This window comes from uncultured Flavobacterium sp., assembly GCF_963975515.1.
In the GTDB taxonomy this organism is placed as follows: domain Bacteria; phylum Bacteroidota; class Bacteroidia; order Flavobacteriales; family Flavobacteriaceae; genus Flavobacterium.
This window is the reverse complement of sequence record NZ_CAXBGY010000003.1, coordinates 59,469-84,081: the sequence shown is the minus strand read 5'-3', so window position 1 is coordinate 84,081 and position 24,613 is coordinate 59,469. Positions and strand designations below refer to the sequence as shown.

General features: G+C 30.7%; 25 protein-coding genes and 1 tRNA gene. 9 read left to right on the top strand and 17 right to left on the bottom strand.

Annotation, left to right across the window (positions count from 1 at the left end):
• The first annotated feature begins 102 nt into the window (after nt 1-102).
• Both AAC008_RS04995 and AAC008_RS04990 read left to right on the top strand, forming a co-directional pair.
• Nucleotides 103-1,407 (top strand): DUF819 family protein, encoded by a 1,305-nt coding sequence (locus AAC008_RS04995; protein WP_339887793.1) that lies wholly within the window; start codon nt 103-105, stop codon nt 1,405-1,407.
• 96 nt (nt 1,408-1,503) lie between these two features.
• A complete protein-coding gene (locus AAC008_RS04990; protein WP_339887791.1) occupies nt 1,504-2,226 on the top strand; it encodes a DUF4369 domain-containing protein in 723 nt (240 codons plus the stop codon).
• Between the two features lie 131 nt (nt 2,227-2,357).
• Here AAC008_RS04990 and AAC008_RS04985 read toward each other — a convergent pair.
• The 8 genes from AAC008_RS04985 to AAC008_RS04950 all read right to left on the bottom strand — a co-directional run bounded on the left by AAC008_RS04985 (nt 2,358) and on the right by AAC008_RS04950 (nt 7,833).
• Nucleotides 2,358-2,431, bottom strand: a tRNA-Thr gene (locus tag AAC008_RS04985).
• 77 nt (nt 2,432-2,508) lie between these two features.
• The gene (locus tag AAC008_RS04980; RefSeq protein WP_339887790.1) at nt 2,509-2,778 is read right to left on the bottom strand and encodes a hypothetical protein; all 270 of its coding nucleotides are present in this window, start codon (nt 2,776-2,778) and stop codon (nt 2,509-2,511) included.
• A 57-nt stretch (nt 2,779-2,835) separates the two neighbouring features.
• Nucleotides 2,836-3,801: a type I phosphomannose isomerase catalytic subunit gene (locus tag AAC008_RS04975; protein ID WP_339888141.1), complete on the bottom strand. Its 966-nt coding sequence runs from the start codon at nt 3,799-3,801 to the stop codon at nt 2,836-2,838.
• Nucleotides 3,802-3,960: 159 nt separating this feature from the next.
• Nucleotides 3,961-4,410, bottom strand: a complete 450-nt coding sequence (locus AAC008_RS04970; RefSeq protein WP_339887789.1) for a peroxiredoxin — start codon at nt 4,408-4,410, stop codon at nt 3,961-3,963.
• A gap of 1 nt (nt 4,411) precedes the next feature.
• A complete protein-coding gene (locus AAC008_RS04965; RefSeq protein ID WP_339887788.1) occupies nt 4,412-4,822 on the bottom strand; it encodes a 6-carboxytetrahydropterin synthase in 411 nt (136 codons plus the stop codon).
• A gap of 12 nt (nt 4,823-4,834) precedes the next feature.
• A complete protein-coding gene (gene idi / locus AAC008_RS04960) occupies nt 4,835-5,362 on the bottom strand; it encodes an isopentenyl-diphosphate Delta-isomerase (RefSeq protein ID WP_339887787.1) in 528 nt (175 codons plus the stop codon).
• Nucleotides 5,363-5,447: 85 nt separating this feature from the next.
• Nucleotides 5,448-7,010: an FAD-dependent protein gene (locus AAC008_RS04955; RefSeq protein ID WP_339887786.1), complete on the bottom strand. Its 1,563-nt coding sequence runs from the start codon at nt 7,008-7,010 to the stop codon at nt 5,448-5,450.
• A gap of 43 nt (nt 7,011-7,053) precedes the next feature.
• Nucleotides 7,054-7,833, bottom strand: coding sequence for a hypothetical protein (locus AAC008_RS04950; protein ID WP_339887785.1), 780 nt, complete (start codon nt 7,831-7,833; stop codon nt 7,054-7,056).
• A 129-nt stretch (nt 7,834-7,962) separates the two neighbouring features.
• Here AAC008_RS04950 and AAC008_RS04945 point away from each other — a divergent pair, with 129 nt between their 5' ends.
• Entirely contained in the window at nt 7,963-8,199 is a 237-nt protein-coding gene (locus AAC008_RS04945; RefSeq protein WP_339887783.1) for a hypothetical protein, read from the top strand.
• 107 nt (nt 8,200-8,306) lie between these two features.
• Here the strand turns inward: AAC008_RS04945 and AAC008_RS04940 are convergent, their stop codons facing one another.
• Nucleotides 8,307-10,502: a RecQ family ATP-dependent DNA helicase gene (locus tag AAC008_RS04940; protein ID WP_339888140.1), complete on the bottom strand. Its 2,196-nt coding sequence runs from the start codon at nt 10,500-10,502 to the stop codon at nt 8,307-8,309.
• Between the two features lie 156 nt (nt 10,503-10,658).
• Here AAC008_RS04940 and AAC008_RS04935 point away from each other — a divergent pair, with 156 nt between their 5' ends.
• From AAC008_RS04935 to lptB, 4 genes are all read left to right on the top strand, one after another.
• Nucleotides 10,659-11,624: a KpsF/GutQ family sugar-phosphate isomerase gene (locus AAC008_RS04935; RefSeq protein WP_339887782.1), complete on the top strand. Its 966-nt coding sequence runs from the start codon at nt 10,659-10,661 to the stop codon at nt 11,622-11,624.
• Nucleotides 11,624-12,439, top strand: coding sequence for a twin-arginine translocase subunit TatC (gene tatC / locus AAC008_RS04930; protein WP_339887780.1), 816 nt, complete (start codon nt 11,624-11,626; stop codon nt 12,437-12,439). Before AAC008_RS04935 ends, tatC begins: the two co-directional genes overlap by 1 nt.
• Nucleotides 12,440-12,441: 2 nt before the next feature.
• Nucleotides 12,442-12,792 carry a carboxymuconolactone decarboxylase family protein gene (locus tag AAC008_RS04925; RefSeq protein WP_339887779.1) on the top strand — a complete coding sequence of 117 codons (351 nt, stop codon included), beginning with the start codon at nt 12,442-12,444 and terminating at the stop codon, nt 12,790-12,792.
• Between the two features lie 121 nt (nt 12,793-12,913).
• On the top strand, nt 12,914-13,654 hold the full coding sequence (lptB, locus tag AAC008_RS04920; RefSeq protein WP_339887777.1) for an LPS export ABC transporter ATP-binding protein: 741 nt from the start codon (nt 12,914-12,916) through the stop codon (nt 13,652-13,654).
• Nucleotides 13,655-13,793: 139 nt separating this feature from the next.
• Here the strand turns inward: lptB and AAC008_RS04915 are convergent, their stop codons facing one another.
• Complete coding sequence (locus tag AAC008_RS04915; protein WP_339887776.1) at nt 13,794-14,639, bottom strand: glycoside hydrolase family 25 protein; 846 nt, start codon at nt 14,637-14,639, stop codon at nt 13,794-13,796.
• Nucleotides 14,632-15,378: a CDP-alcohol phosphatidyltransferase family protein gene (locus AAC008_RS04910; protein ID WP_339887774.1), complete on the bottom strand. Its 747-nt coding sequence runs from the start codon at nt 15,376-15,378 to the stop codon at nt 14,632-14,634. The genes AAC008_RS04915 and AAC008_RS04910 overlap by 8 nt, the downstream gene beginning before the upstream one ends.
• A gap of 145 nt (nt 15,379-15,523) precedes the next feature.
• On the opposite strand from AAC008_RS04910, the gene AAC008_RS04905 reads away from it, so the two are divergent.
• A complete protein-coding gene (locus AAC008_RS04905; protein ID WP_339888139.1) occupies nt 15,524-16,555 on the top strand; it encodes a PorV/PorQ family protein in 1,032 nt (343 codons plus the stop codon).
• Nucleotides 16,556-16,642: 87 nt separating this feature from the next.
• Complete coding sequence (locus AAC008_RS04900) at nt 16,643-17,752, top strand: DUF4105 domain-containing protein (RefSeq protein ID WP_339887773.1); 1,110 nt, start codon at nt 16,643-16,645, stop codon at nt 17,750-17,752.
• A 22-nt stretch (nt 17,753-17,774) separates the two neighbouring features.
• Here AAC008_RS04900 and AAC008_RS04895 read toward each other — a convergent pair whose 3' ends face one another.
• From AAC008_RS04895 to AAC008_RS04870, 6 genes are all read right to left on the bottom strand, one after another.
• Nucleotides 17,775-19,160 (bottom strand): sugar transferase, encoded by a 1,386-nt coding sequence (locus AAC008_RS04895; protein ID WP_339887772.1) that lies wholly within the window; start codon nt 19,158-19,160, stop codon nt 17,775-17,777.
• 77 nt (nt 19,161-19,237) lie between these two features.
• Nucleotides 19,238-20,248 carry a glycosyltransferase family 4 protein gene (locus tag AAC008_RS04890; protein WP_339887771.1) on the bottom strand — a complete coding sequence of 337 codons (1,011 nt, stop codon included), beginning with the start codon at nt 20,246-20,248 and terminating at the stop codon, nt 19,238-19,240.
• Nucleotides 20,211-21,524, bottom strand: coding sequence for an O-antigen ligase family protein (locus AAC008_RS04885; RefSeq protein ID WP_339887770.1), 1,314 nt, complete (start codon nt 21,522-21,524; stop codon nt 20,211-20,213). The genes AAC008_RS04890 and AAC008_RS04885 overlap by 38 nt, the downstream gene beginning before the upstream one ends.
• Nucleotides 21,525-21,585: 61 nt before the next feature.
• Entirely contained in the window at nt 21,586-22,725 is a 1,140-nt protein-coding gene (locus AAC008_RS04880; protein ID WP_339887769.1) for a glycosyltransferase, read from the bottom strand.
• Nucleotides 22,722-23,804, bottom strand: coding sequence for a glycosyltransferase family 4 protein (locus tag AAC008_RS04875; protein WP_339887767.1), 1,083 nt, complete (start codon nt 23,802-23,804; stop codon nt 22,722-22,724). The genes AAC008_RS04880 and AAC008_RS04875 overlap by 4 nt, the downstream gene beginning before the upstream one ends.
• Complete coding sequence (locus AAC008_RS04870) at nt 23,801-24,613, bottom strand: polysaccharide deacetylase family protein (RefSeq protein WP_339887766.1); 813 nt, start codon at nt 24,611-24,613, stop codon at nt 23,801-23,803. The genes AAC008_RS04875 and AAC008_RS04870 overlap by 4 nt, the downstream gene beginning before the upstream one ends.

Genomic DNA, 24,613 nt, shown 5'->3' with positions numbered 1-24,613 from the left:
TTGATACAGGATCTAAACAAACTACGACAATAAAAACAGAATCCTCAATTTACATAGTATTTTGAGGATTTTTTGTTTATTTTCGTGACTTAAATAAAACAAATGAGAAACGCACCTTTTTTTACGGATGATACAATAGTTTTTGGAATTTTAATGCTTCTTTTAGGCCTTGTTTTTTATACTTCTGGAAAAGAAGAAGGGTTTTGGAAAAAATTCTACGGTGTTGTTCCGGCTCTTTTAATGTGTTATTTGTTACCTGCAATTTTAAATTCATTTAACATAATTTCACCCGAATGGATTATAATTAATGATGCTGGTGAAGAAGTAGAAAAAAGTTCAAATGTATATTTTATTGCAAGCCGTTATTTATTACCTGCTGCTTTAGTTTTAATGACTTTGAGTATCGATTTTAAAGCCTTATTAAATCTTGGACCAAAAGCATTGATCATCTTTTTAGCTGGAACTGTCGGAATTGTTTTAGGAGGTCCAATTGCAATTTTATTAATCTCAATGGTTTCACCAGAAACTGTTGGAGGAGCTGGTCCAGATGCGGTTTGGAGAGGACTTTCAACGATTGCAGGAAGCTGGATTGGTGGTGGTGCAAATCAAGCAGCCATGTTAGAAATTTTTAAATATAATTCACAAAAATATGGAGCAATGGTTCTTGTAGATATTGTTGTGGCTAATCTTGGAATGGCATTTTTATTATACGGAATTGGCAAAAAAGAAATCATCAACAAATGGTTAAAAGCGGACAATTCTTCAGTGCAAGAGTTACAAGATAAAGTTTCAAGTTACCAAGAAAGTGTAAAACGAAATCCCTCTTTAAATGACTATATGATTATTTTAGCAATTGCCTTTTTTGCTGTTGCGTTATCACATTTTGGAGCTGGAGTCTTAAGTACTTTCTTTAAAAATAATTTTGAAAGTGTAAACGACGTGACAAGCTTTGCCTCTACTTTTGGTGGTGAATTCTTTTGGATGATAACCATTGCAACCATAATCGGACTTTCTTTGTCATTCACCCCGTTAAAAGCGTATGATGGTGCTGGTGCAGGAAAAATTGGAAGTATTTTTATTTACATATTAGTAGCTTCTATCGGAATGAAAATGGATTTAGGTTCTGTTATGGATAATCCTGGATTAATAATCGTTGGTATGGTTTGGATGTTAATTCACTTCATCATCATTTTTGGAGTAGCTAAATTAATTCGAGCTCCTTATTTCTTTATCGCTGTTGGAAGTCAAGCCAATGTTGGTGGAGCAGCTTCTGCACCTGTTGTAGCTTCTGCCTTTCATCCTTCTCTAGCAAGTGTTGGTGTTTTGCTAGCTATTTTTGGCTATGTCGTAGGGACTTATGGCGCTATATTTTGTGCTTACTTAATGGAAGTTGCTTCTCCTAAATAAAAATTAAAGGATTAAAAGGGTTTGTAAAAATCTAATAGCTGAAAATCCTAAAATCAAAAAAAATAATTACTTTTGAAAAATAAATTAAAAATTAAAATGACAAAAAACATAATTGCTTTAGCTCTAGTTATCATTAGTCTTGTTTCGTGTAAAAATAAAGATAACGACGGGAAAAATCTACATTTAACAGGAAATATTAAAGGCTTAAGTCAAGGAAAATTATACATTCAGCAAGTACAGGATTCTACTTTAAAAATATTAGATAGTATCATCATCAAAGGAGATTCAAAATTTGATACTTATTTGAATATTGAAAGTCCAGAAATGTTGTATTTGTTTTTAGATAGAGGACAAACCAATTCAATTGATAATAATTTACCCTTTTTTGCTGAACCAGGTGAAATGAAAATTGAAACCACATTAAATTCATTTTTTGCTGATGCTAAAATAACGGGTTCTAAGAATCAAGTGTTGTATGATGAGTTTAAACAAATGATGGCTAAGTTTAATGACAAGAACATGGGTTTAGTTGAAAAAGAATTAGAAAACTATAAATCAAAGAACAAAAACAGTATGGATAGTATTTCTACTGAAGCCAACAAACTTACAAGAAAGAAATATTTATACATTGCAAACTTTGCAACAGTTCATGCAGATAAAGAAATTGCCCCTTTTTTAGCGCTTTCAGAGATTGCTGACATCAATGTAAGGTATTTGGATAGTATTGATGCAAAAATGAACCCTGAGGTAGCTAAATCGAAATACGGAAAAATGTTGAAGTCTTACATTAAAGAGAGAAAGGTGATTGAAAAAAAATAGGCTGTTAATCAAAACAAAAAAAGTCCATTTAGTTATTGTATACTAAATGGACTTTTTTTATTGACTAAATAAGATTCTAAATAGTGTTAAAATAAAAAAGAGGAAAGCTTTCACTTTCCTCTTTACATTTGAGCCGGCGGAGGGACTCGAACCCACGACCTGCTGATTACAAATCAGCTGCTCTAGCCAGCTGAGCTACGCTGGCAACTCAAATTTCGAGTGCAAATATAGGTTTGTATTTTTAATTTCCAAACAAAAATTGCACTTTTTTTAATGATTTTTTTAATTTAATTCATTCAATTTTGCAACAAACTGATTAGCAGCTGCTTCGTACTCTGAACGAATTTGTTTGAAGTGTCCTTTTTTGTCTTCTACCTTCTTAACATTTGCTTTTGACATTAATCCATCAAATGTTTCGTAAATTTCATCTACTAATTTATCTGATTCTTCTGTTGGTTTTCCTCCATTAGTCATTTCCCAAACGTAAACGATGTTTACAATATCTCCTAAAACGTAGTTGATTTCTTTTTTCAAGTTCTTAACGCTTGCCATTTTTTCTTATTTTAAAATTTGATGCAAAATTACACAATATATTTGTCAAACAACAAATTAAATAGAAATTTCTAACAGAGTTGCATTTCCTTTTAAGATAACTTCATCTAAAATCGCTGGAAACAAAACCGTATCACCCATTTTATATTTTGAAATAGTGTGGTTGGATTCCACTTCAAATTCCCCTTGAGTACACATTAAAACTGTAAAAGCTTCTTTGGTCTTTCTCCAATGATAAACCTCTTTTAACGGAATAATATTAGTTTTAAAATAATCGCAATGCACGACTTTATTACTAGTATTTATTTTAGAATCGTAGGTAACGTGTGCTTTTGCAACATTATAATTTAAAGCGTCTAAAGCGAATTCTGTTTGTAGTTCTCTTTTATTTCCATTAGCATCTACTCTATCGAAATCATAAACTCTATAAGTCACATCACTTGTTTGTTGAATTTCTGCAATTACAATTCCTGCGCCAATAGCATGGATTGTTCCTGTTTCTAAAAAGAAAACATCTCCTGCCTTTACCTCAACTTCATTTAAAAGGGAAATTAAATTTTTATTGTCTAACTGCTTTTTGTAGGCTTCTTGATTAGTGTTTTCTTTGAATCCAACAATTAAACGGGCATTTTTGTCAGCTTGCATAACGTACCACATTTCTGTTTTTCCGAGAGAATTGTGACGTTTTTTGGCCAACTCATCATTTGGATGCAGTTGAATAGATAAATCTTGTTTGGCATCTAAAAACTTAAATAATAAAGGAAATTCTTTACCAAAACGAGCAATTGTATCTGATCCTAAAAATTCGTTTGGATACAATTCGATTAATTCGTTAACATTTTTTCCTTTTAAAATACCGTTATCAACAACACTAACATCATTTGAAACGGTTGACAATTCCCAACTTTCTCCTGTAATTTCAGAAGAAATAGGTTTATTTAAGTAGGATTTTAATTTTGTTCCACCCCAAATACGTTCTTTAAGGATTGGTTTAAATGTTAATGGATAAAATTTCATTTTTATTTTTTAAAACACTGCAAATATGCAAAAAAAATCATTAATAGCCCTTGCTGGAATGACATCCTTTTTTGAAAAAAAAGATATAATGGAAGGAAGGAATTGCATAACTAAATAAGCCCAAGCCATTCTGCTCCTAATATTCACCTAAACAAGTCCAAAAAACTACATCTCTTTTACAATTTCCAGAGCATGTTCAATATGAGCGTTAGCCTTAATACTGTTATAAACCGAAACAACTTTACCTTCTTTATCGATAATATAGGTCACTCTACCCGGAATTAATCCAAAAAAATGAGTTGGAACACCAAATAGTGACCTCAATTTTCTTTTCTCGTCTGACAGCAATATAAAAGGTAAATTATGTTTATTTGCAAACTTATCGTGCGATTCTATAGTATCACCACTTACACCAATGACTTCTGCACCTAAATCTTGAAAATCTTGGTATTGATCTCTAAAACTACAGGCTTGAGTTGTGCAACCTGGTGTGTTGTCTTTTGGATAAAAATAGATAACTAATGGCTTTCCAATGTGATTTGATATTTCGAATTTTTCACCAGATTGCGTTTTTGCTTTGAAATCTGGAACTAGATCTCCTATTTTTAATGCCATGTTAATTTCCTTTATAGGTTACAAAATTGCGTGGTGTTTCATACAGAACAACTTCTAAGTCATTATTTGAATTAATAAATGGCCTTAATTTATTCCATATAACTACAGCAATATGCTCTGCTGTTGGGTTTAAATTTTCAAAATCTGGAACATCAACATTTAGATTTTTGTGATCAAATGCATTTTCGATATGCTTTTTAATTAAATCGGAAAGTATTTTTACATCTACAACAAAACCCGTTTCTTGATCAACTTCTCCAGTTACACTTACAATTAATTCGTAATTATGACCGTGAAAATTGGGGTTATTGCATTTTCCAAAAACGGCATCGTTTTTTTCCATAGACCAATCTTTTCGATATAGTCGATGTGCTGCATTAAAATGTGCTTTTCTTGAAACAGTTACTCTCATTTGTCTAATGGTTTATAAAGTGTGGCTTTCTAAATAATGATAAAATTTATCGAAAATAATTTTAAACCAAACCGTATAAATTTCAGGATGGATTTCCATATCATTTTTAATATCTTCTATTTTCATCCATTTCCAACTTTCGACTTCATCTGGATTTATTTTTGGCTCATCATTTGAGTAACCAATCATTACATGATCTAACTCGTGTTCGGTTAAACCATTATCAAAAGGAGCTTTGTAGATAAAATGAAACAATTCTTTGAGTTCTGTTGTAAAACCCATTTCTTCTTCCAAACGTCTTTTTCCTGCTTGAATATTTGATTCTCCTTCACGCTGATGACTGCAACAAGTGTTTGTCCACAAAAGTGGTGAATGGTATTTGTGTGAAGCACGTTGTTGTAACATGACTTCGTTTTTATCATTTAATATAAAAACAGAAAAAGCACGATGTAACAAGGCTTGTTCGTGAGCAGCCATTTTATTCATTAAGCCAATTGGCTTATCGTTTATATCAACTAAAATTACTTTTTCTTCAATCATGATTTTTATTTCACTTCAAAAATACGAAAAAAGTACCATTTTTAGGCTCAAAAATATTTTTAGCAAAAGTTTAACGGCTGTTGAATTATACTTTTATCGATTCAGCAATCATCAAAGCACATTTTTCTCCATCAATTGCTGCAGAAATAATTCCACCAGCATAACCTGCTCCTTCACCACAAGGATACAATCCTTTGATTTGAACATGTTCTAGCGTTTGATTATCTCTTGGAATTCTAACTGGTGATGAAGTTCTGCTTTCTGGTGCATGTAATATAGCTTCATTTGTAAAATAACCATTCATAGATTTACCAAATTGCACAAATCCTTCTCTCATAGTTTGGGTTAAGAAATCTGGAAAAACATTTCCTAATTCTACAGAAGTTGTTCCGGGAACATACGATGTTTTTGGAATTGATGATGAGACTTTCTTTTGAGTGAAATCTATCATTCTTTGTGCAGGAACTTTTTGAGTTTCACCAGCTAGTTGCCAAGCTTTTTGTTCGATGGCTTTTTGAAATTCCATTCCAGCTAAAGGTCCAAATTTTTCAAATGGTTTGAAATCTTCTAATTTTAATTCAACTACAATACCTGAATTTGCCGTAGCTTGATCCCTTTTGGATGGTGACCAACCATTTGTTACAACTTCACCTGGGCTTGTAGCACAAGGAGCAATTACACCTCCTGGACACATACAAAACGAATACATTCCACGACCTGCAACTTGTTTTACTATACTATAAGGTGCTGGTGGCAAAAATTCGCCTCGAAAATCACACGAATACTGAATTTTATCTATCAACTCCTGAGGGTGCTCTGCTCTAACCCCTAACGCAAATGGTTTTGCTTCTATAAAAATGTCTTTTTTAGCCAACAACTCAAAAATATCTCTTGCTGAATGTCCAGTTGCTAAAATAACTTTATTTGATTCAATTGTTGTTCCATCGTGTAAAACTACTCCTTGAATTTCGTTATTTTTAATCGTAAAATCTATGACTCTCTTTTCAAATAAAACTTGTCCACCACATTCAATAATTTTTTCACGAATATCTTGAATGATTTGCGGTAATTTATTGGTTCCAATGTGCGGATGAGCTTCTACTAATATTTCAGAGGTTGCTCCAAAAGCTACTAGAAGTTGTAATATTCTATCCACATCACCACGTTTTTTAGAACGTGTATATAATTTTCCGTCAGAATAAGTTCCTGCACCACCTTCTCCGAAACAGTAGTTAGAATCTTCGTTTACAATTCCGTCAACGTTAATGGATTTTAAATCTCTTCTTCTTCCACGTACGTCTTTTCCTCTTTCTAGTACAATTGGTTTTAAACCTAATTCTATTAATTGTAAAGCTGCAAATAATCCTGCTGGACCAGCTCCAACAACAATAATTTCTTGTTTATTGGAAACATTTGGATAATTTGGCAATTCAATTTCGGTTTCAACAAAAGATTCATTTTGTAAAAAAGCTTGTCCTTTTACATTAAATTTAATCGCTTTTTGACGGGCATCAATAGAACGTTTTTGAACTACAACTTTCTGAATATCTATTAGAGAAATATTCAGTTGTTTAGCAACTGCTTGTGCTAACAAATTTTCGTTTGAAGCTACTTCTGGTGCTACTTGAAATTGGAATTCTTTTGGCATTTTTTTTGGATGTTCAGGTATTCAGATTATTAATTTTTGGAAATTAATTATAAGTAATTATTATTTCTGATATTAATTCTTGCTGACTACCATTAAAATTATATTTTTTAATATTAATTGGATAATCTTCTGTGTTGTAAGTTATCACAAAATCTCTAAATTGTGTCCCTTGAATTGAATTTACATCGTCATAACTAAAACTCTTAATCAAGTTATTTTGATTAATAAGATTGCAAGTTTCTAATTCTAAAAGATACTTTAAATAAGGATTCATGTTTTTCATCATACTATTTTTGGCATCAAATTCAAATGTTTGTTTGTAAGATTGAGAAGAAAATTGATTTTGAAAAATAGTTTGCATTATATTATTTGAAACAATTTGATAATCTTCAGAATTAAAAGTCACCCAATTTCCATTATTGTTATAACTATTTGTTTTTGAAACTAGAACACCATTTTGGTAACTAAATGTGGTTTTCTCGTCTTGATCATCTAGAATAATTGTTTTTAACAAATCTCCTTCATAAGCCAGAAAATTAGAATCAATATGCTGACTGTTTACTATTCTTTTAATTTCAATAATTTTTGAACCATTGTAAACAAAGTCCAATCTATTGTTGGAATCAGAAAGTGATTTTAAAAGATTGTTTTCGTAATTAAAATCTATATAATAATCTGTGTCAACCTGACCGTTATTATAAACTTTTTCTTCAATTTTTTTAATAGTATTAATAGTTACATCTGAAGAATCATCATCACTTGAACAAGAAATTAAGCTTGTTATAAGGACAAATAAAATAATATTACAAATTGTTTTTTTCATTTTTGTTTAAATTTGTGATCAAAAATAATCAATATATAATATCATTTCAGATAATTAGAATGTTTTTTATTTTTTGCAAAAGTAAAGAAATGTTTTTTGAAGTTGTAACTTTGTCTTTTATAAAAAATTATGTCGAGAAAAATAAAACTAATTTGGGATTTTAGGGGAGAAGTGGCTGCCAAAACAGCTGAACACCATGAAATTCATTTGAAAGAATTTATTGAAGCAGAAAAATTAGAACTAAACATTACTGGTTTTGAAATTCTAAACGAAATGTACGCTATAGCTTTTATGGTTGTAGAAGAAAAGGATATGATTATGGTTCGTGACGCTTTGAAACCTCATCGTGGAGAAGTATTTGAATAAAATTCTAAAAAAAAATCCAAACTCCAATTATAAAATTTTGGAATTTGGAATATTAGATTTAAAAACTGCCAACTGAAATCTGAAATCTGAACACTGCCAACTAAAATCTAGTTCGCTACTTCACTAATAAACTTAATTCGCATTAAGCGCAACTCTTCAGTATCGTAATCACCATCAAATTCTTTTAAGGCTACATCTATTTTATCGGATTCAGATTCCATAAAATAATCATGAATTTCTTCTTGTTGTTCGTCATCTAAAATATCATCAACCCAATATTTTATATTTAATTTCGTTCCAGAATAAACAATTTGTTCCATTTCTTTTAGCAAATCATCCATCGATAAACCTTTGGCTTTAGCAATATCATCTAAAGCTAATTTTCTATCCACATTCTGAATAATATAAAGCTTTAAACCTGAATTAGCACCTGTAGATTTAACTACCAAATCATCTGGACGAGTTATTTCATTATCCTCAACATATCTATTAATTAAAGCCACAAAAGGGTTTCCGTATTTTTTGGCTTTTCCTTCTCCTACTCCATGAATGTTACTTAACTCATCAATAGAAATTGGGTACTTTAATGCCATATCTTCTAATGAAGGATCTTGAAAAATAACAAAAGGAGGAACGCCTAGTTTTTTGGCTTCTTTTTTACGTAAATCTTTCAACATAGCCATTAACACTTCATCGGCAATTCCTGTTGACTTAGAAGCTGTTACAATTGCATCATCTTCTACTTCATTATATTCATGGTCCTCAGACATCATAAATGAAACTGGCTTTTTTAAATAAGCTTCTCCTTTTGACGTTGTCTTTAAAACACCATAACTTTCAATATCTTTTCCCAATAAACCATCTACTAAAACCTGACGAATTAAAGCCATCCAATATCTTTCTTCAAAGGCTTTTCCTTTTCCAAAATAGGGTTGAACATCAATTTTTTGGGCTTTAATGATTGCGTTTACTTTTCCAACTAAAGCAAAAATTAATTCTTTTGATTTAAATATTTGCTTAGTATCTTTTACCATATTTAGCAAAATAACTACTTGGTCTTGTGCTTCTACTTTTTTCTTAGGATTGCGAATATTATCATCCATATCTGCACCATCTCCATTTACATCATCAAATTCTTCTCCAAAATAATGCAGTAAAAATTTTCTACGACTCATTGAAGTTTCCGCATAAGCTACAACTTCTTGTAATAAAGAAAAACCAACCTCTTGTTCGGCAACTGGTTTTCCTGACATGAATTTTTCTAACTTTTCAACATCTTTGTAAGAGTAGTAAGCCAAACAATGGCCTTCGCCACCATCACGACCAGCACGACCCGTTTCTTGGTAATAACTTTCTAATGATTTTGGAATATCATGGTGAATTACAAACCGAACATCTGGTTTGTCAATTCCCATTCCAAATGCTATTGTTGCAACAACAACATCAACATCTTCCATCAAAAACATATCTTGATGTCTAGCTCTAGTTTTAGCATCTAATCCAGCGTGATAAGGAACCGCGGAAATTCCATTTACTTGAAGTACTTGTGCAACTTCTTCTACTTTTTTTCGACTCAAACAATAAATAACACCTGATTTACCTTTGTGCTGTTTGATGAACCTAATAATATCTGATTCAACATTTTTTGTTTTTGTACGTATTTCATAATATAGGTTTGGCCTATTAAATGAAGCTTTAAATGTATTAGCATTAGACATTTCTAAGTTTTTTAGAATGTCTTCTTGCACTTTTGGAGTGGCTGTTGCCGTTAATCCAATAATTGGAATATCGCCAAGTAACCTTATAATGTTTCTTAAATTTCTGTATTCTGGTCTAAAATCGTGTCCCCATTCTGAAATACAATGAGCTTCATCAATGGCTACAAATGATACGGGCACTTCATTAAAAAAATTAATATAGTCTTCTTTAGCTAATGATTCTGGTGCTACGTATAATAATTTTGTAACACCTGATCTAATATCTGCTTTAACCTGATTTATTTCAGTTTTAGTAAGTGAAGAGTTTAAAACATGGGCAATTCCATATTCTGAACTTATACTTCGCATGGCATCTACTTGATTTTTCATTAAAGCTATTAAAGGGGAAACAACAATTGCTGTTCCTCCCAAAACTAATGCAGGAAGTTGATAACACAACGATTTTCCTCCACCTGTTGGCATAATTACAAATGTATTATTTCCAGTTATGATACTTTTAACAACACCTTCTTGTAAACCTTTAAATTGGTTAAATCCAAAATATTTTTTTAATTCTTTATGTATGTCTATTTCGCTAGATTTCATTCTTTTTTGTGCATTTAATTCTTTGAAGGTAATCATTTAATTTTATTAGAAATATTATCTCTACCTAAATATTATGTTTTAAGATGATTTTACCTAAATTTGCATTTATAAATATACAACTTTCTTTAAAAAACCAAAATAAAATAAAAATAAATTTTGAACACTACTGAAAACATTCTATTAATTGCAAAAAAAACAATACTGTCTGAAAGTGAAAGCGTTGCAAAGCTTGCAGATTACTTAACAACTGATTTTGCTGAAAGTGTAGAGAAAATATTTGTGTGCAAAGGAAGAGTTGTCGTAACTGGAATCGGAAAAAGCGCTATTATTGCTCAAAAAATTGTGGCAACTTTAAACTCAACTGGAACACCTTCTATGTTTTTACATGCTTCTGAAGCTGTACATGGTGATTTGGGAATGTTGCTAAAAGAAGATATTGTAATTTGTATTTCTAAAAGCGGAAATAGTCCAGAAATAAAAGTTTTAGTCCCTTTATTAAAACGTTTTGGCAATACTTTAATAGGTATGACTGCTGATTTAAATTCGTTTTTAGGCAAAGAATCACATCATGTTTTGCATGCTCATGTAGATGCTGAAGCTTGTCCGAATAATTTAGCACCCACAAATTCAACAACGGCACAATTGGTTTTAGGAGATGCTTTAGCCGTTTGTTTAATGGAAATGAGAAATTTTAAAAGTGAAGATTTTGCCATTTATCATCCAGGTGGTGCTTTGGGGAAAAAATTATTACTTCGAGTGAACGATATGTTAGACACAACGCATGCACCACAAGTAAGTCCTGATGCTTCTATTAAAAAAGTCATCATGGAAATTTCTGAAAAACGTTTGGGAGTTACTGCAGTTATAGAAAACAACAAAGTTATCGGAATTATAACAGATGGTGATATTCGTAGAATGTTAAACGACAGAGATACGTTTGTAGATTTAACCGCAAAAGATATAATGACTAAAAACCCTAAAAATATCCCTACTTCAATTTTAGTTAGTGAAGCTTTAAATGTATTAGAAAACAATGCAATTACACAATTAGTCGTAATTGATGAAGGGCAATACAAAGGAATTATTCATTTACACGATATTCTTAAAGAAGGAATTGTATAATGGCAAAGAAGAATATAGCAGAAATGTCATTTTTAGATCATCTTGAAGAATTAAGATGGCTATTGATAAGAAGTACAATTGCTATTTTAGCGTTTGCAAGTGCTTCCTATTTTTTTATAGATTACATTTATAGTGATATTTTATTTGGACCAAAAAATCCAAAATTTATCACCTATCAGTTTTTCTGTAAAATATCAACATATTTTGGTTTTCAAGACGCTCAAATTTGTAACGCCGAAATGCCTTTTATCATTCAGAATACCGATATGGGCGGACAAGTTTCATTCATGATTTGGACCTGTATTACAGTAGGATTCATAGTAGGTTTTCCTTTTATATTATGGGAAATTTGGAAATTTATTAGTCCCGCGCTTTATGATAAAGAGAAAAAATATGCGGTACTTTTTATCGTTGTATCTTCCTTATTATTTTTTATGGGTGTATTATTCGGGTACTTTATCATAACTCCTTTATCTGTTTATTTCTTTGGTTCTTTTTCGGCTAGTCCAGAAATTGTCAATGAATTTAACTTAGAATCTTATACAGGAATGATTAAAACTTCGGTTTTAGCCTGTGGTTTGATTTTTGAATTACCAATTCTGATTTACTTTTTAACTAAATTAGGATTAGTTACACCAAGTTCCCTTAGAAAATATAGAAAATACACCTTAATTATAGTTCTAATACTTTCTGCAATTATTACACCACCAGATATTATTAGTCAAATAATTGTTGCAATACCTATTATGTTATTGTACGAAATTAGTATTTTAATTAGTGGTATTGTAGTAAAAAATCAACTTAAACAAGCTTAAAAATGGCAAACGTAGTAGAAGAATTCAATGACTATCGTTCAAAAATGAATGAAAAATTATTAGCGGATAACAATAAAATTGTAAAACGTATTTTCAATTTAGACACTAATGCTTATGCAGCAGGTGCTTTAGATGTTAAGACTAAAGAGCTTTTAGGCTTAGTAGCTTCAGCGGTTTTACGTTGTGATGACTGCATCAAATATCACTTAGAAACTGCTCATAAAAACGGGATTACTAAAGAAGAAATGATGGAAGCCATGGGAATTGCAACTCTTGTTGGTGGAACAATCGTAATCCCCCATTTAAGAAGAGCTTATGAATTCTGGGAAGCACTAGAAGAAAGTGTTCAGTAATCAGTATTTAGTTGGCAGAAAATAAATTATTGTTAATTCGTTTAACTGTTAAATTGTTTATTTGTTTATTTGTACCATAATACCTTTTAAACTCATAACCTTTTAAACTCATAACCATACTATGAAGCTTAGAGCAGAAAATTTAGTAAAAACCTATAAGAAAAGAAGTGTTGTAAAAGGTATTTCTGTAGAAGTAAATCAAGGTGAAATTGTGGGGCTTTTAGGTCCAAATGGTGCTGGAAAAACAACTTCTTTCTACATGATTGTAGGTTTAGTAAAACCAAATAGCGGTAATATTTATCTAGACGATATGGATATTACTGACTTTCCTATGTACAAGCGTGCACAAAACGGAATTGGTTATTTGGCGCAAGAAGCTTCTGTTTTTAGAAAATTAAGTATTGAAGATAATATTCTAAGTGTACTTCAATTGACTAATAAAACCAAAGAAGAACAAGAAGCAAAAATGGAAGAATTGATTGCTGAATTTTCTTTAGAACACATTAGAACCAATCGCGGTGATTTGCTTTCTGGTGGTGAACGTCGTCGTACTGAAATTGCAAGATGTTTAGCTACGGATCCAAAATTTATTCTATTAGATGAACCTTTTGCTGGAGTTGATCCAGTGGCTGTAGAAGATATTCAAAGAATTGTAGCCCAATTAAAAAACAAGAATATTGGAATCTTAATCACAGATCACAACGTTCAAGAGACTTTAGCTATTACAGACAAAACCTACTTAATGTTTGAAGGTGGAATTCTTAAGGCTGGAATCCCAGAAGAATTAGTGGAAGATGAAATGGTAAGAAGAGTTTATCTAGGTCAAAATTTTGAATTGCGTAAGAAGAAGTTGGAGTTTTAAAAAGTGTTCAGTGTTAGTAATAGGTTTAGAACTAATTTGTATTATAAATTAGTTCTAAAATTACTCTAATTTATCAAATCTGTGTTCCAAAATTATTTTTCTGAAAATCTAATATCTGAAAACCTAACATACAATAACCCTACTTCACACATTTATCAATCAACTCTAATTTAATTCCGTTAAAAACGTTTACATCAACCAGACCATCAATTCCGTTGACTTGCGCTTTTTCGGTGAATTGCCATAAAAACCAATCATCATCCATTTCTTTTCGCCAAAAATTATAATTGGCTATCCAAAAGGGATACTCAGAAAATTCATCTTTTAAGAAATCATTGTAATAACTTTCTCCTGAATAGATTATAGGTTTGACTTTATAATGCTTTTCAATTTTAACCAACCATCGTTTTAACCCCACTTTTAAACTATCAATTGACTGTGTTTTTGGCAGTTTTTCTATGTCTAAAATAGGTGGTAAATCTCCTTTTGACAATTTAACTGTCTTGATAAAATTTTCAGCCTGAAGTAACGAATTTTCATTAGGACGATAATAATGGTAAGCACCTCTTATGTATTTACCTTTTGTATTTTTCCAGTTATGGTTAAATTTTTCATCAACTTTATCTTTTCCTGCAGTCGAACGAACGATAACAAAATCAACTACGAAACTGCCATCAACTTTCTTTAGTTCTGACCAGTCGACATCACCTTGATATTGAGAAACATCTATTCCAATGGTCTTTTCTTTATAAGTGGTTAAAACTTCATAAATTCGAATATCATGCAGTTCTCTTTCTTTAGTAGATAATGCATTTGAATGTTTAGACTTATAGCCTAAATAATACAAAACTCCATCTCTATATTGATAAACTACAACAGCAAGCATTACAAACAACAAAGCTAAAACAGAAAACACCACTAGCTTCGTTAGTGATGTCCCTTTATTTTTTTTTGATCGTTTAGCTGTTGATTTCTTTTTAGCCAATTGTTGGTTTGGATTTTAAATTAAATAGCACCGATAATAGTACATATGAAATCACTATAATAGGTATCGCAATAAAATCAAACATTAAAAATAGCACTACTGCAAATGCCATGAATGAATATTGCAATTTAGCCGATTTCCAATCAAACGATTTTAACTTAAGTGAAAACAATGGGATATTTGCATTTAAAAAATAAGCACTTAAAATGGTAAGAAACATTAATACAAAAGGGTTGTTTAATAAGTTGGTTATCCATTCATAATTATCAACATATTGGATCATAGGTATGCTCATTATAAACAATGCATTTGCTGGTGTTGGCAAACCAATAAACGAATCGATTTGACGTTTATCAATGTTAAATTTAGCTAACCTATAAGCCGAAGCAATTGTAATTAGAAACCCAAAATAAGGAACCATTCCCATATAGAAAGTTTCTTCTGTCACATTGTATTGCGATTGGGTATTTTGAATAGTTTCAATTAATTTAAACATAATTAAACCTGGCACTACTCCACTGGTTACCATATCTGCTAATGAATCTAATTGCAAGCCTAATTCTCCTGAAACACCTAGCTTTCTTGCTAAGAATCCGTCCCAAAAATCAAAGAAAATACCTAGACATACAAACAAAAAGGCTTCGTCATAATAGCCTTTAAAAACGGCAATTATAGCTAATAAGCCACTGGCTAAGTTCAATAATGTTATAAAATTAGGTACGTGTTTTTTAATTTCCATAATCGTTTACTCATATTTATAGCAAATGTAATACAATAAGTTAATACTTTTAGAGTTTAGTAATTAAGAATTTTATTCGATATTTGTAAAAAAAACAATTGCATTGAAAAAGTTAGTTGTAATTACCCTCATATTACTTCCAGTATTGGTATGGAGCCAAACTGTGCGAAAATATTCAAATGAATTTTTAAGCATAGGTGTTGATGCTGCTGCATTGGGAATGAGTAATGCTGTTGTTGCAAGTACGGGTGATGTAAATTCAGGCTATTGGAACCCTGCTGGTTTACTAAAATTAGAAGACAAACAAGTTTCCATAATGCATGCCAGTTATTTTGCCAACATTGCTCAATATGATTATGCTGCTTTTGGAATGCCGATCGATGATAGAAGTGCTTTTGGAATTTCCTTAATTCGTTTTGGAGTGGATGATATCTTAAATACTACTCAATTAATTGACAGTCAAGGAAACATTGACTACAATAGAATTTCTCTTTTCTCTACAGCTGATTATGCTTTGACGGTTTCTTATGCAAGAGCTTTACCAATTGAAGGCTTTAATTATGGCGTAAATGCAAAAGTAGTACGAAGAATAATTGGGGATTTTGCTAATTCTTGGGGATTTGGTTTTGATGTTGGCCTTCAATATGAAAGTGATAATGAATGGAAAGTTGGTTTAATGCTAAGAGATATTACTACGACTTACAACACTTGGACCATAAACGAAGAAGAATATCAAAAAATTAAAGACGCTGTTCCTGGTGAAAATCAAGATTTACCTGAAACAAGTGAAATTACACTGCCAAAAGCTCAATTAGGACTTTCAAAAAAGTTTGAATTCCATAATGAAATGAGTCTTTTAGCAGCTGGAAATTTAAACATGCAATTTGCACAAACTAACGATATTATTTCTACTAAAGCAGTGAGTATTGACCCTGCGTTAGGATTTGAATGGGGATACACGGATCTAGTGTTCTTAAGGGCTGGTGTTGGAAACTTTCAACAAATCACTCAGATTGATGATTCTAAAAAATTGAGTTTTCAACCAAATATTGGTTTAGGTTTTAAATATAAAGGTATTCAAGTCGATTATGCTTTAACTGATTTAGGAGACCAAAGTGCAGCTTTGTATTCTAACATCTTCTCGTTGAAAGTAGATTTAGATATTTTTAGCAGATAACTTTAGAAGTCTTTTGTCTTTTGTCTTTTGTCTTTTGTCTTTTGTCTTTTGTCTTTTGTCTTTTGTCTTTTAAAATAGTTAATTGTTATGGGTAAAAAATTACTCTCTTTTTTATTTTTAATCGTTTTTTTTCAAGGGTTTTCTCAAGATTTACAAGTTTCTGAGAATGCTAAAGTTTCTATTATAACCATTGGAACGGCTTCTCCTTCTTATGCGCTTTATGGTCACACAGGAATTCGTTTTAAAGATATTACCACTAATCTTGATGTAGTTTTTAATTATGGTGCATTTGATTTTGAGACACCTAATTTTATGTTGCGATTTGTTAAAGGTGATTTGCAATATTTCGTAACCAGCAATCCTTTTGCTGATTTTGAATACAGTTATAGGCATGAGAACAGAAGCATCTATGAACAAGAACTCGATTTACCAATTGATAAAATCAGACTATTATACAACAACATCAACAACTCCTTAACTTCAGACGAACGTTTTTACACTTATAAATTTATTGATAAAAATTGTACTACAATGGTTATTGATAAAGTAAATGAAGTAATAGATAGTAAGGCCATAGATTTTCAAAAACCACAAGAACAAACCTATAGAAGTGTATTATTCCCTTATGCAAACGAACAATTTTTACAACAGTTAGGCATTAATATCATTTTCGGGACTAAAGTTGACGAAAAAGCTACTAAATTATTTCTTCCTTTGGACTTAATGGAACAATTGAAAACTGTAAAATACAATGGTAAACCTCTAGTAACAAGAACCTCAACAATTTTTGAAGCACAAAAAGAAACGCCTCCTTTTAATTTTTTCGATTCCATTTATTTGCTAATTGTACTGCTTGGAATTATAGTACTTCTAAACAACCGAAAATTGACTTTTGTCTATTTTTCAATACTAGGATTACTAGGATTATTCTTTAGCCTAATTGGGCTATATTCCTTCCATGAAGAAGTGCTTTGGAATTATAACGTTCTTTTGTTTAATCCTTTTTATTTGGTTTTACTTTATTTCTTTTATAGAAATAATGTCCAAAAAATTAAACGTGTAAAATGGTTTATACTATTATTATTGGTTATTTATGTGATTTTAGTAATCAACAAAGTGTATTTGATCTCGGTTTTACCAATCATCCTAACCAACTTTATTTTACTCCTAAGAACCAAAACAAATCAATCTAAATAAATTTTATTTACAAATCTCGACACTACTGTCCTTTATAGAAAAGCACTGTACCTATAGTTTTAATTATAATATTGACATCTAAAAAAATACTTCGGTGTTTGATGTAAAACAAATCATATTGTAGTTTAATTAAGGCATCATCAATAGTATCAGTATAAGCGTGATTGACTTGTGCCCAACCTGTTAATCCTGGTTTAATAATATGACGTGTTTGATAAAAAGGTAGTTTTTCAGCTATTTGTTTCACAAAAATTGGTCGCTCTGGTCTTGGGCCAATAATTGACATATCTCCTTTTAAAACATTAATAAATTGAGGCACCTCATCTAACCTACTTTTACGAAGAAATTTCCCGAAAGGTGTAATTCTAGTGTCATTAGTTATAGCAAAAACGGCTCCATTTTTTTCAGCATCTTTTACCATAGTACGCAATTTATAAATCGTAAAAGGCTTATTGTTTTTACCTACACGTTCTTGTGTATAAAAAAGGGATCCCCTATTCCAAATAAAATTTAATATTATAATTATTGGAGCAACACATAACCCAATTAAAATACCAATAAAAGAAAAAATTACATCTAAAAATCGTGTAGCAGTTAAGTAAAATTTATTTTGATTACTCCTACTAAACGGAAAGTATTTATAAAAATCTTTAGAAAGATAAGTAACCGGCAATCTGTTAGTACTTGCTTCATATACTTGGTCATATTCTCTTATAATCACACCGTCTTCTAATAAACCTAAGAGTTTTTCATATAGTTGTATTGAAATTTCATCTTTTCGTTTAAAAGCAATTACGATTTCAGTTAATGAATTATCAAAAATAAAATCCTCAAGCTCTTCAAACGGAATTTCGTAATAATTCGATTTGTTTTCACTTTCCTCTTGAGAAGTTACAAAACCCATTACCTGATAATGAGGGTTGACTGTCACTAAATCTTTTACTTTTTTATTTAATGATTTGCTGTCACAGACGAACAAAACTCTTTTAACAAATCTATTAGAAGCAAATAATTTTAAATAAATAAATCTCCAAATAAGCAAGGCTACAAAAATGGCTATATAAAAATAAATAATTTGAGTTCTGTTTTCGGGTAAAGTGGGTGTAAAAATTGGCGTTAACAAATAAAACAATACCGTTGAAGAAGTAGTTAGAATAATACTCTTAACCATTTGATACTGATTACTGGCTACTTGAAGATTATACAATTCAAAAATAGTACCGAAAAAATTAAGGTATAAAGCTAAAACTATAGTCCAATAAAAGTTAGAAAAATCAATATAAAAGTATGAGAAACTAAAGACGCTCCCTAAAGTATACAATGAAATTAACACAAAAAAAACATCGATTATTCGAAGCAAGACCTTTCTTTCCGAAATTTCGAAATGTATTTTTTTTTTGGTTTTCATTTATATGTATTGTCTATGCAAATTAACCAATTAAAATACACTTATCAATACAAAAACGCGTTTTTTTGAACTAATCATTATTCTAATAGCTTCATCCATTTTAATTTCACAGCATGCCAGTCCATTGTTTCAATCAGTAATTTAGCATTAGAGGTTAGTTCTTCAACTTTTTTAGAATCTTTTAATAAAACCTCTATCGCATTGGCCATTTCAATAGGCTCATTATCATTTACCAATAAAGCATTTTTAGCAGTAGAGAGCATATAAGGAATTCCACCAACATTAGTTGAAACCACAGGCAAACCTAAAGCCATGGCTTCAATAATACTAACTGGTGTATTGTCAAAATGGGTTGTATTTATAAACACGTCATGTTTACTTGCCAAGTTAGTCCATTCTTCTTTAGATAGTTTTCCTGTAAAATCTACTTTTAAGTTTAAACTTTCTGCTAAATGCCTAGTTTCGATTAAACTTCCGTCTTTATCAGGTCCTACCATTGTGAGTGATGCTTTAGGGTGTTTTTCCTTTAACAATCTGTAAACTTCAACAGCCATTTTAGGATTGTATATTTTAGCAAAAGATCTGACCCAAAGTAAATGAGGTTGAATAGCTATTCTATTCTTAAATTTATATTCGTCTATTTGAATTGAGTTTGGAATAAAAACGATATTTTCAAATCCGTTTTTTTTAAATTTTTCTACCAAATAATTCGAAGGAGCCACATTGGCATAAGCATTTTTAAAAAGCAGTTTACACAAATAGGGGTTGCTTTTCAATCGATTAGGTAAATCTCCACCATGAAGGATGGGAATATATTTTACTTTAAAAAACCTTGCAATTTGACTGCAAAAAAAGGCATACCAAAAACTAGAAGTGCTATAGGTATCTATAAGAATATAATCTACTTTTTTAGCTTTAAAGAAAGTAGTCATCATCATGTCTAACAATCTTATAATTTGGTTCTTTTTAACCGAAGTATAAGCAACCGTATACCCTTCATCCGCTAAAAAAACACCTAAAGTTTCTATAGAAGTCTTGTTAAATCCGTGCTTATGTAATTTGTTCCCTATGTACAGTAGGTTCTTCATCAAATGATACTTTTAATAATGAAAGTGCATATATAAAGGCTGGAGCGGCGATCCGCATCGAAGCATGATTTATGGTTAAAAACCAAAAAATATAAAAAGAAAACAAAAAAAGGTATTGCTTATTATAAAAATAATGAAATATTGGCACGAATAATAGAATTAGCAGATTGATAACACCTAAAAAACCATGTTCTGCTAACATTCTTGTCAATTCATTATGAGACGCACCTTCAATTCCTAACATCTCTTCTCTATATTCCTTATTCTTTCCAACCCCGATACCTGTAATTGGATTATCTAAAAACATCTGGATTTCAGACTCTGCAAGATCTTCTCTTCCTGAAAATTTACTTGCCTTTTCTCTACCTAAGGCGTCTTCTCCTTGATAACGGTTTAAAATCATTCCCCCTGTTTGAGAAATACTATACACAAAAACACCAATTCCCATTGCAAACATTACCAAAGTAATAGCCCCAATTTTAAATTTTGTTTTTATAGTTGCAAAATAATAAGTAAAAAAAACTAATGAAAGTATCATTGCAATTCCTGTATAAACCCCTCCTCTAGAAAAGGTTATTATTCCTCTATAGGAAAAAATAAACAGTAAAAAAGCATGAAATATTACTAAAAAAGTAGTCTTGGAAAAAAAAAGTAAACGAACAAAAACAATAAACATTCCTAATCCTAAAACGGTAGAAACTTGATTTGGTCCAAAACCTCCTGATGTGGCTGAGTTAGAATCAGTACCAGTAACTACATCTCGAATACTTGGATTATATAAAAATATATATACAACCATGGCCATAAGAGGATATAAAATCCAACGTGTCATTTTATCAATATCTGGAAAAGTAATTTTTTTATCAACTAAATATATACTAGATACAGCCAAACATACTGGCCCTAATAAATTAAAAACCAAGGCTTTTCGAATATCAACATCAAAACTAAGAGCCCAAATGCCATACAAAGCTCCTGGAAGTAAGAAAAGAAAGTAAAACATATAAGGAATGGCTCTTCTAGAAACTCCTTTAAAGTATATTCCTAATAACATAAAAATAATCACACCATATTTTGCATATTCATTTCCTATATTTCCTTTGGTCATCCTTAAAAAAACTTCTGCCCCAACTATATAAGCAGCCCAAAATAAGGCTTCGTTTGAATTATTTTTATTTTTAACTATAAAATAACAACCCAGCGGAATGATAACTGCTGCATAAATAAAAGATAATGGTTTGAAAAAATAAAAAAACACACCTATAAAAACGTGCAAAAGAATAAACTTAAAATAATGTTGTTTAATAATCTTTTTTGGTCCCAAAATATATTTTTAATTATTTTTTAGAATTGAAAATTTCAACTTTCAATTTATGAAGATAGTTTGCAAAAGTAAACTTTTTTGCAAGAGGAAATAAGTCAATAGCTATTTTCTTTAAAGTTGGAGTTGGAGTTAGTAAAGCCTTATTCATGGTTTCCGAATAATTTTGAGTATTTATATCGAATACAAACCCATTGGTCTTATTAATATAATGAGGAACACTCCCTACATTTGAAACAATAGGTATAGTAGCATAACATGCTGCTTCTGCAATTACTTTTGGAAATCCTTCTGATTTAGAAGGTAAAAGTAAAAAGTTACTCTTCTTTAAAACATCATGCACTTCATCTTGAGGTAAAAATCCGTGAAAAATAACCTTTTCTTGTAAAAAAGAAAATTGACTTTTATACATTTCTATATTAGGGCCGTCACCCACAAAATGCACTTCTTTTATTTTTTGAATGGGTATAGATGATAATGCTTCTTTTACATACTGCATACCTTTGTTTTCATCTAAACGTCCAATAAAACAAAACACAAACGGAGAGACAAAATCCTTTTCTTTATGCATGGCTTCTCCATTTTCAACATCCTCATGAGTTAAACAAGGATTTTCAAAAGAAATGCAATGTGTCGGTTGGTTAATCCAAAATCCGTTAATAGTAACCTTACACTTAGCATAATTTTTAATCAAAAACCATTTCTGAATTCTATAACTTAAAGGAGCCTTACTTTGATTCCAATTTCCTGCATATTTCACCCAAAAAACAAACTTTCGTGGCCAATAAAAAGCAAACAAAGGTAATAAAAACAGCCCTATGCTAGTAGGTAAACGAAGTTGAACTTCAGAAGCGTCTTGTAAAGCATTATTAACTTGTTGTATTATTTTAGGAAGTTTAGTAATTATCAAAATCTTACTTTTTAACGTTTTTCCTCCAAATGGAGGTAGCTTAACAAAACCCACATTTAATTTCAAATACGGTAATGCACTAGCTGGTGCTTCTTGTTCATATAAACAAGCTACATGTACAATTTCGTTCCAATGATCCGCTAAATAATTAATTTCATTAACTGTAGAACCCCAACCTACTAGGGCACCATTCTCATTTAAGTAATGCTCTGTATGAGAAATAATAACTAACTTTTTATTTTTCATCTTTCAATAACATTAATATATTTTTGGATAATTGTCTTCCATTCAAATTCAGAAGCCCAAGATATTGCATTTGAAGAATAGTCTTGATAATTTTGGACAATTTCAAAAATAGCTGTTTGTAATAATTCTGGCTGATGAGGATTTACTAAAATACCTGAATAATGATTTTTTATAGCATCTGCAATTCCTGAATTTTCTGAACCAATAGCTGGAATACCAAATGAATTAGCTTCTAAAATAGCAATACCAAATCCTTCAAAATCATTTTTTACTATATCGCTCAACATTACAAAAATAGTGCTGCTCTCTAAAATTTTATTTTTCTTTTCGTTTGACAAAGGTCCGTAAAAAGTAATAGATTCTTTTACTTGTAGTGTATCTGCTAACTTTACGAAAGACTCTATTTCAGTTGAAATACCAATACAATGATAATGAATTAAAGGAAAAGTATTTTTTAAAAGTGGTAATGCTTTTATAACATTTTGCTGACCTTTTCTAAAAGTAAGATTACCTACCGTTATTAAATTGATTACCTGCTTATTTACTGTTTTTATATCACTTATAGTTATAACTTCAATACCATTGTTAATGACGTCAATTTGTAATGTAGGATTAAGTGATATAGCCACATTCTTAGTGTAATTAGAAACAGCAATATTATTATTGAATTTTTTTAAACTCCATTTTGTAAAACTTTGAGCTATTTTATTTCCTGCTCTCAGCTCTGTGCCGTGCAAAACAGATATGTATTTTTTTTGAGGAAAAAATAATTTCAAAAAACCTACTAACCAAAGTGAAAATTTCCCCGAAGCTATTATTATTTCATTATGCCTTATTATAGTAATTCCTTTTAAAATTCTATTAAAATAGGTTAACTTACCTCTTTTTACACGAACAATTTTAAAGTCTTGTTGTGCATCAAAAATAATATCTTCCTTTTCAGAACGAAAATCAGTTAAAATAGTTATTTCATAACCTTCTAGCATCAAATATTTAGACAACATATAAGCATGAGCTCCTATACCTCCGGGAAGTGGAGGGAATTCTGAAGTAAATATTCCAATATTATTCTGTTTCATAATAATTCTGAAGGTAAAACAAATGAAATGGGTTGATTACTATTCATAAGTTGTTCTATAAAATATAGAAAATTTTTTTTGGACTCTTTCTTATTTTCCAAACTAAACATATAAGGATGAGCACTTATCGTATATGTTTCATAATCTGTGGTTAAAATATGATTAACAACAACTTCATCAAAACCAGTATAATGATTTTCTAAAATTAAGACACCATCTTGTTTGAAAACCCTCCCTGTTCTATTTTTTTGTTGGAGACCAAACTTCATAAAAATATTCTTGTAGGAAACACGAACCCACTTGTAACCGTTTGTTTTTAACAACTTTAATAAATTTTGATTATCTCCCATCTTAAAAAAAGGCCACAAACCCCTATCTCCCAAGCTAAATGCGCCTCTTCTAACCCATGTCATAGGTCGATTATGTGGAGGCACGAAACCTAGCACGGAATCATCCTTTTCAATAGCTTTTTCAAGAGACAGCTTACTTCTTTTAAGACTTTTATGCACCTGCTCTTCCTTAAAAATAGGAGTCCACTCATGTTTCCAACTATGTGAAGCAATCTCATGTCCTTTTTTCGCAATCTCATTTATAAAATCTGGAAAACAAAATGGATATGTACCGTTCTCTGCAGAGAACCCAGTAATTGCAAAACAGCATTTTATTTTATTTTCTTCTAAAAAGTCAATCAACCATTTTACATTTTCAATTTCTTTTTCAATATTTTCAAAATTAAAATTATAGGGGTAACTTGAATTAATCTGACCTATTGGACCGTCAAAATCCCATATTAATATTATCTTTTTCAT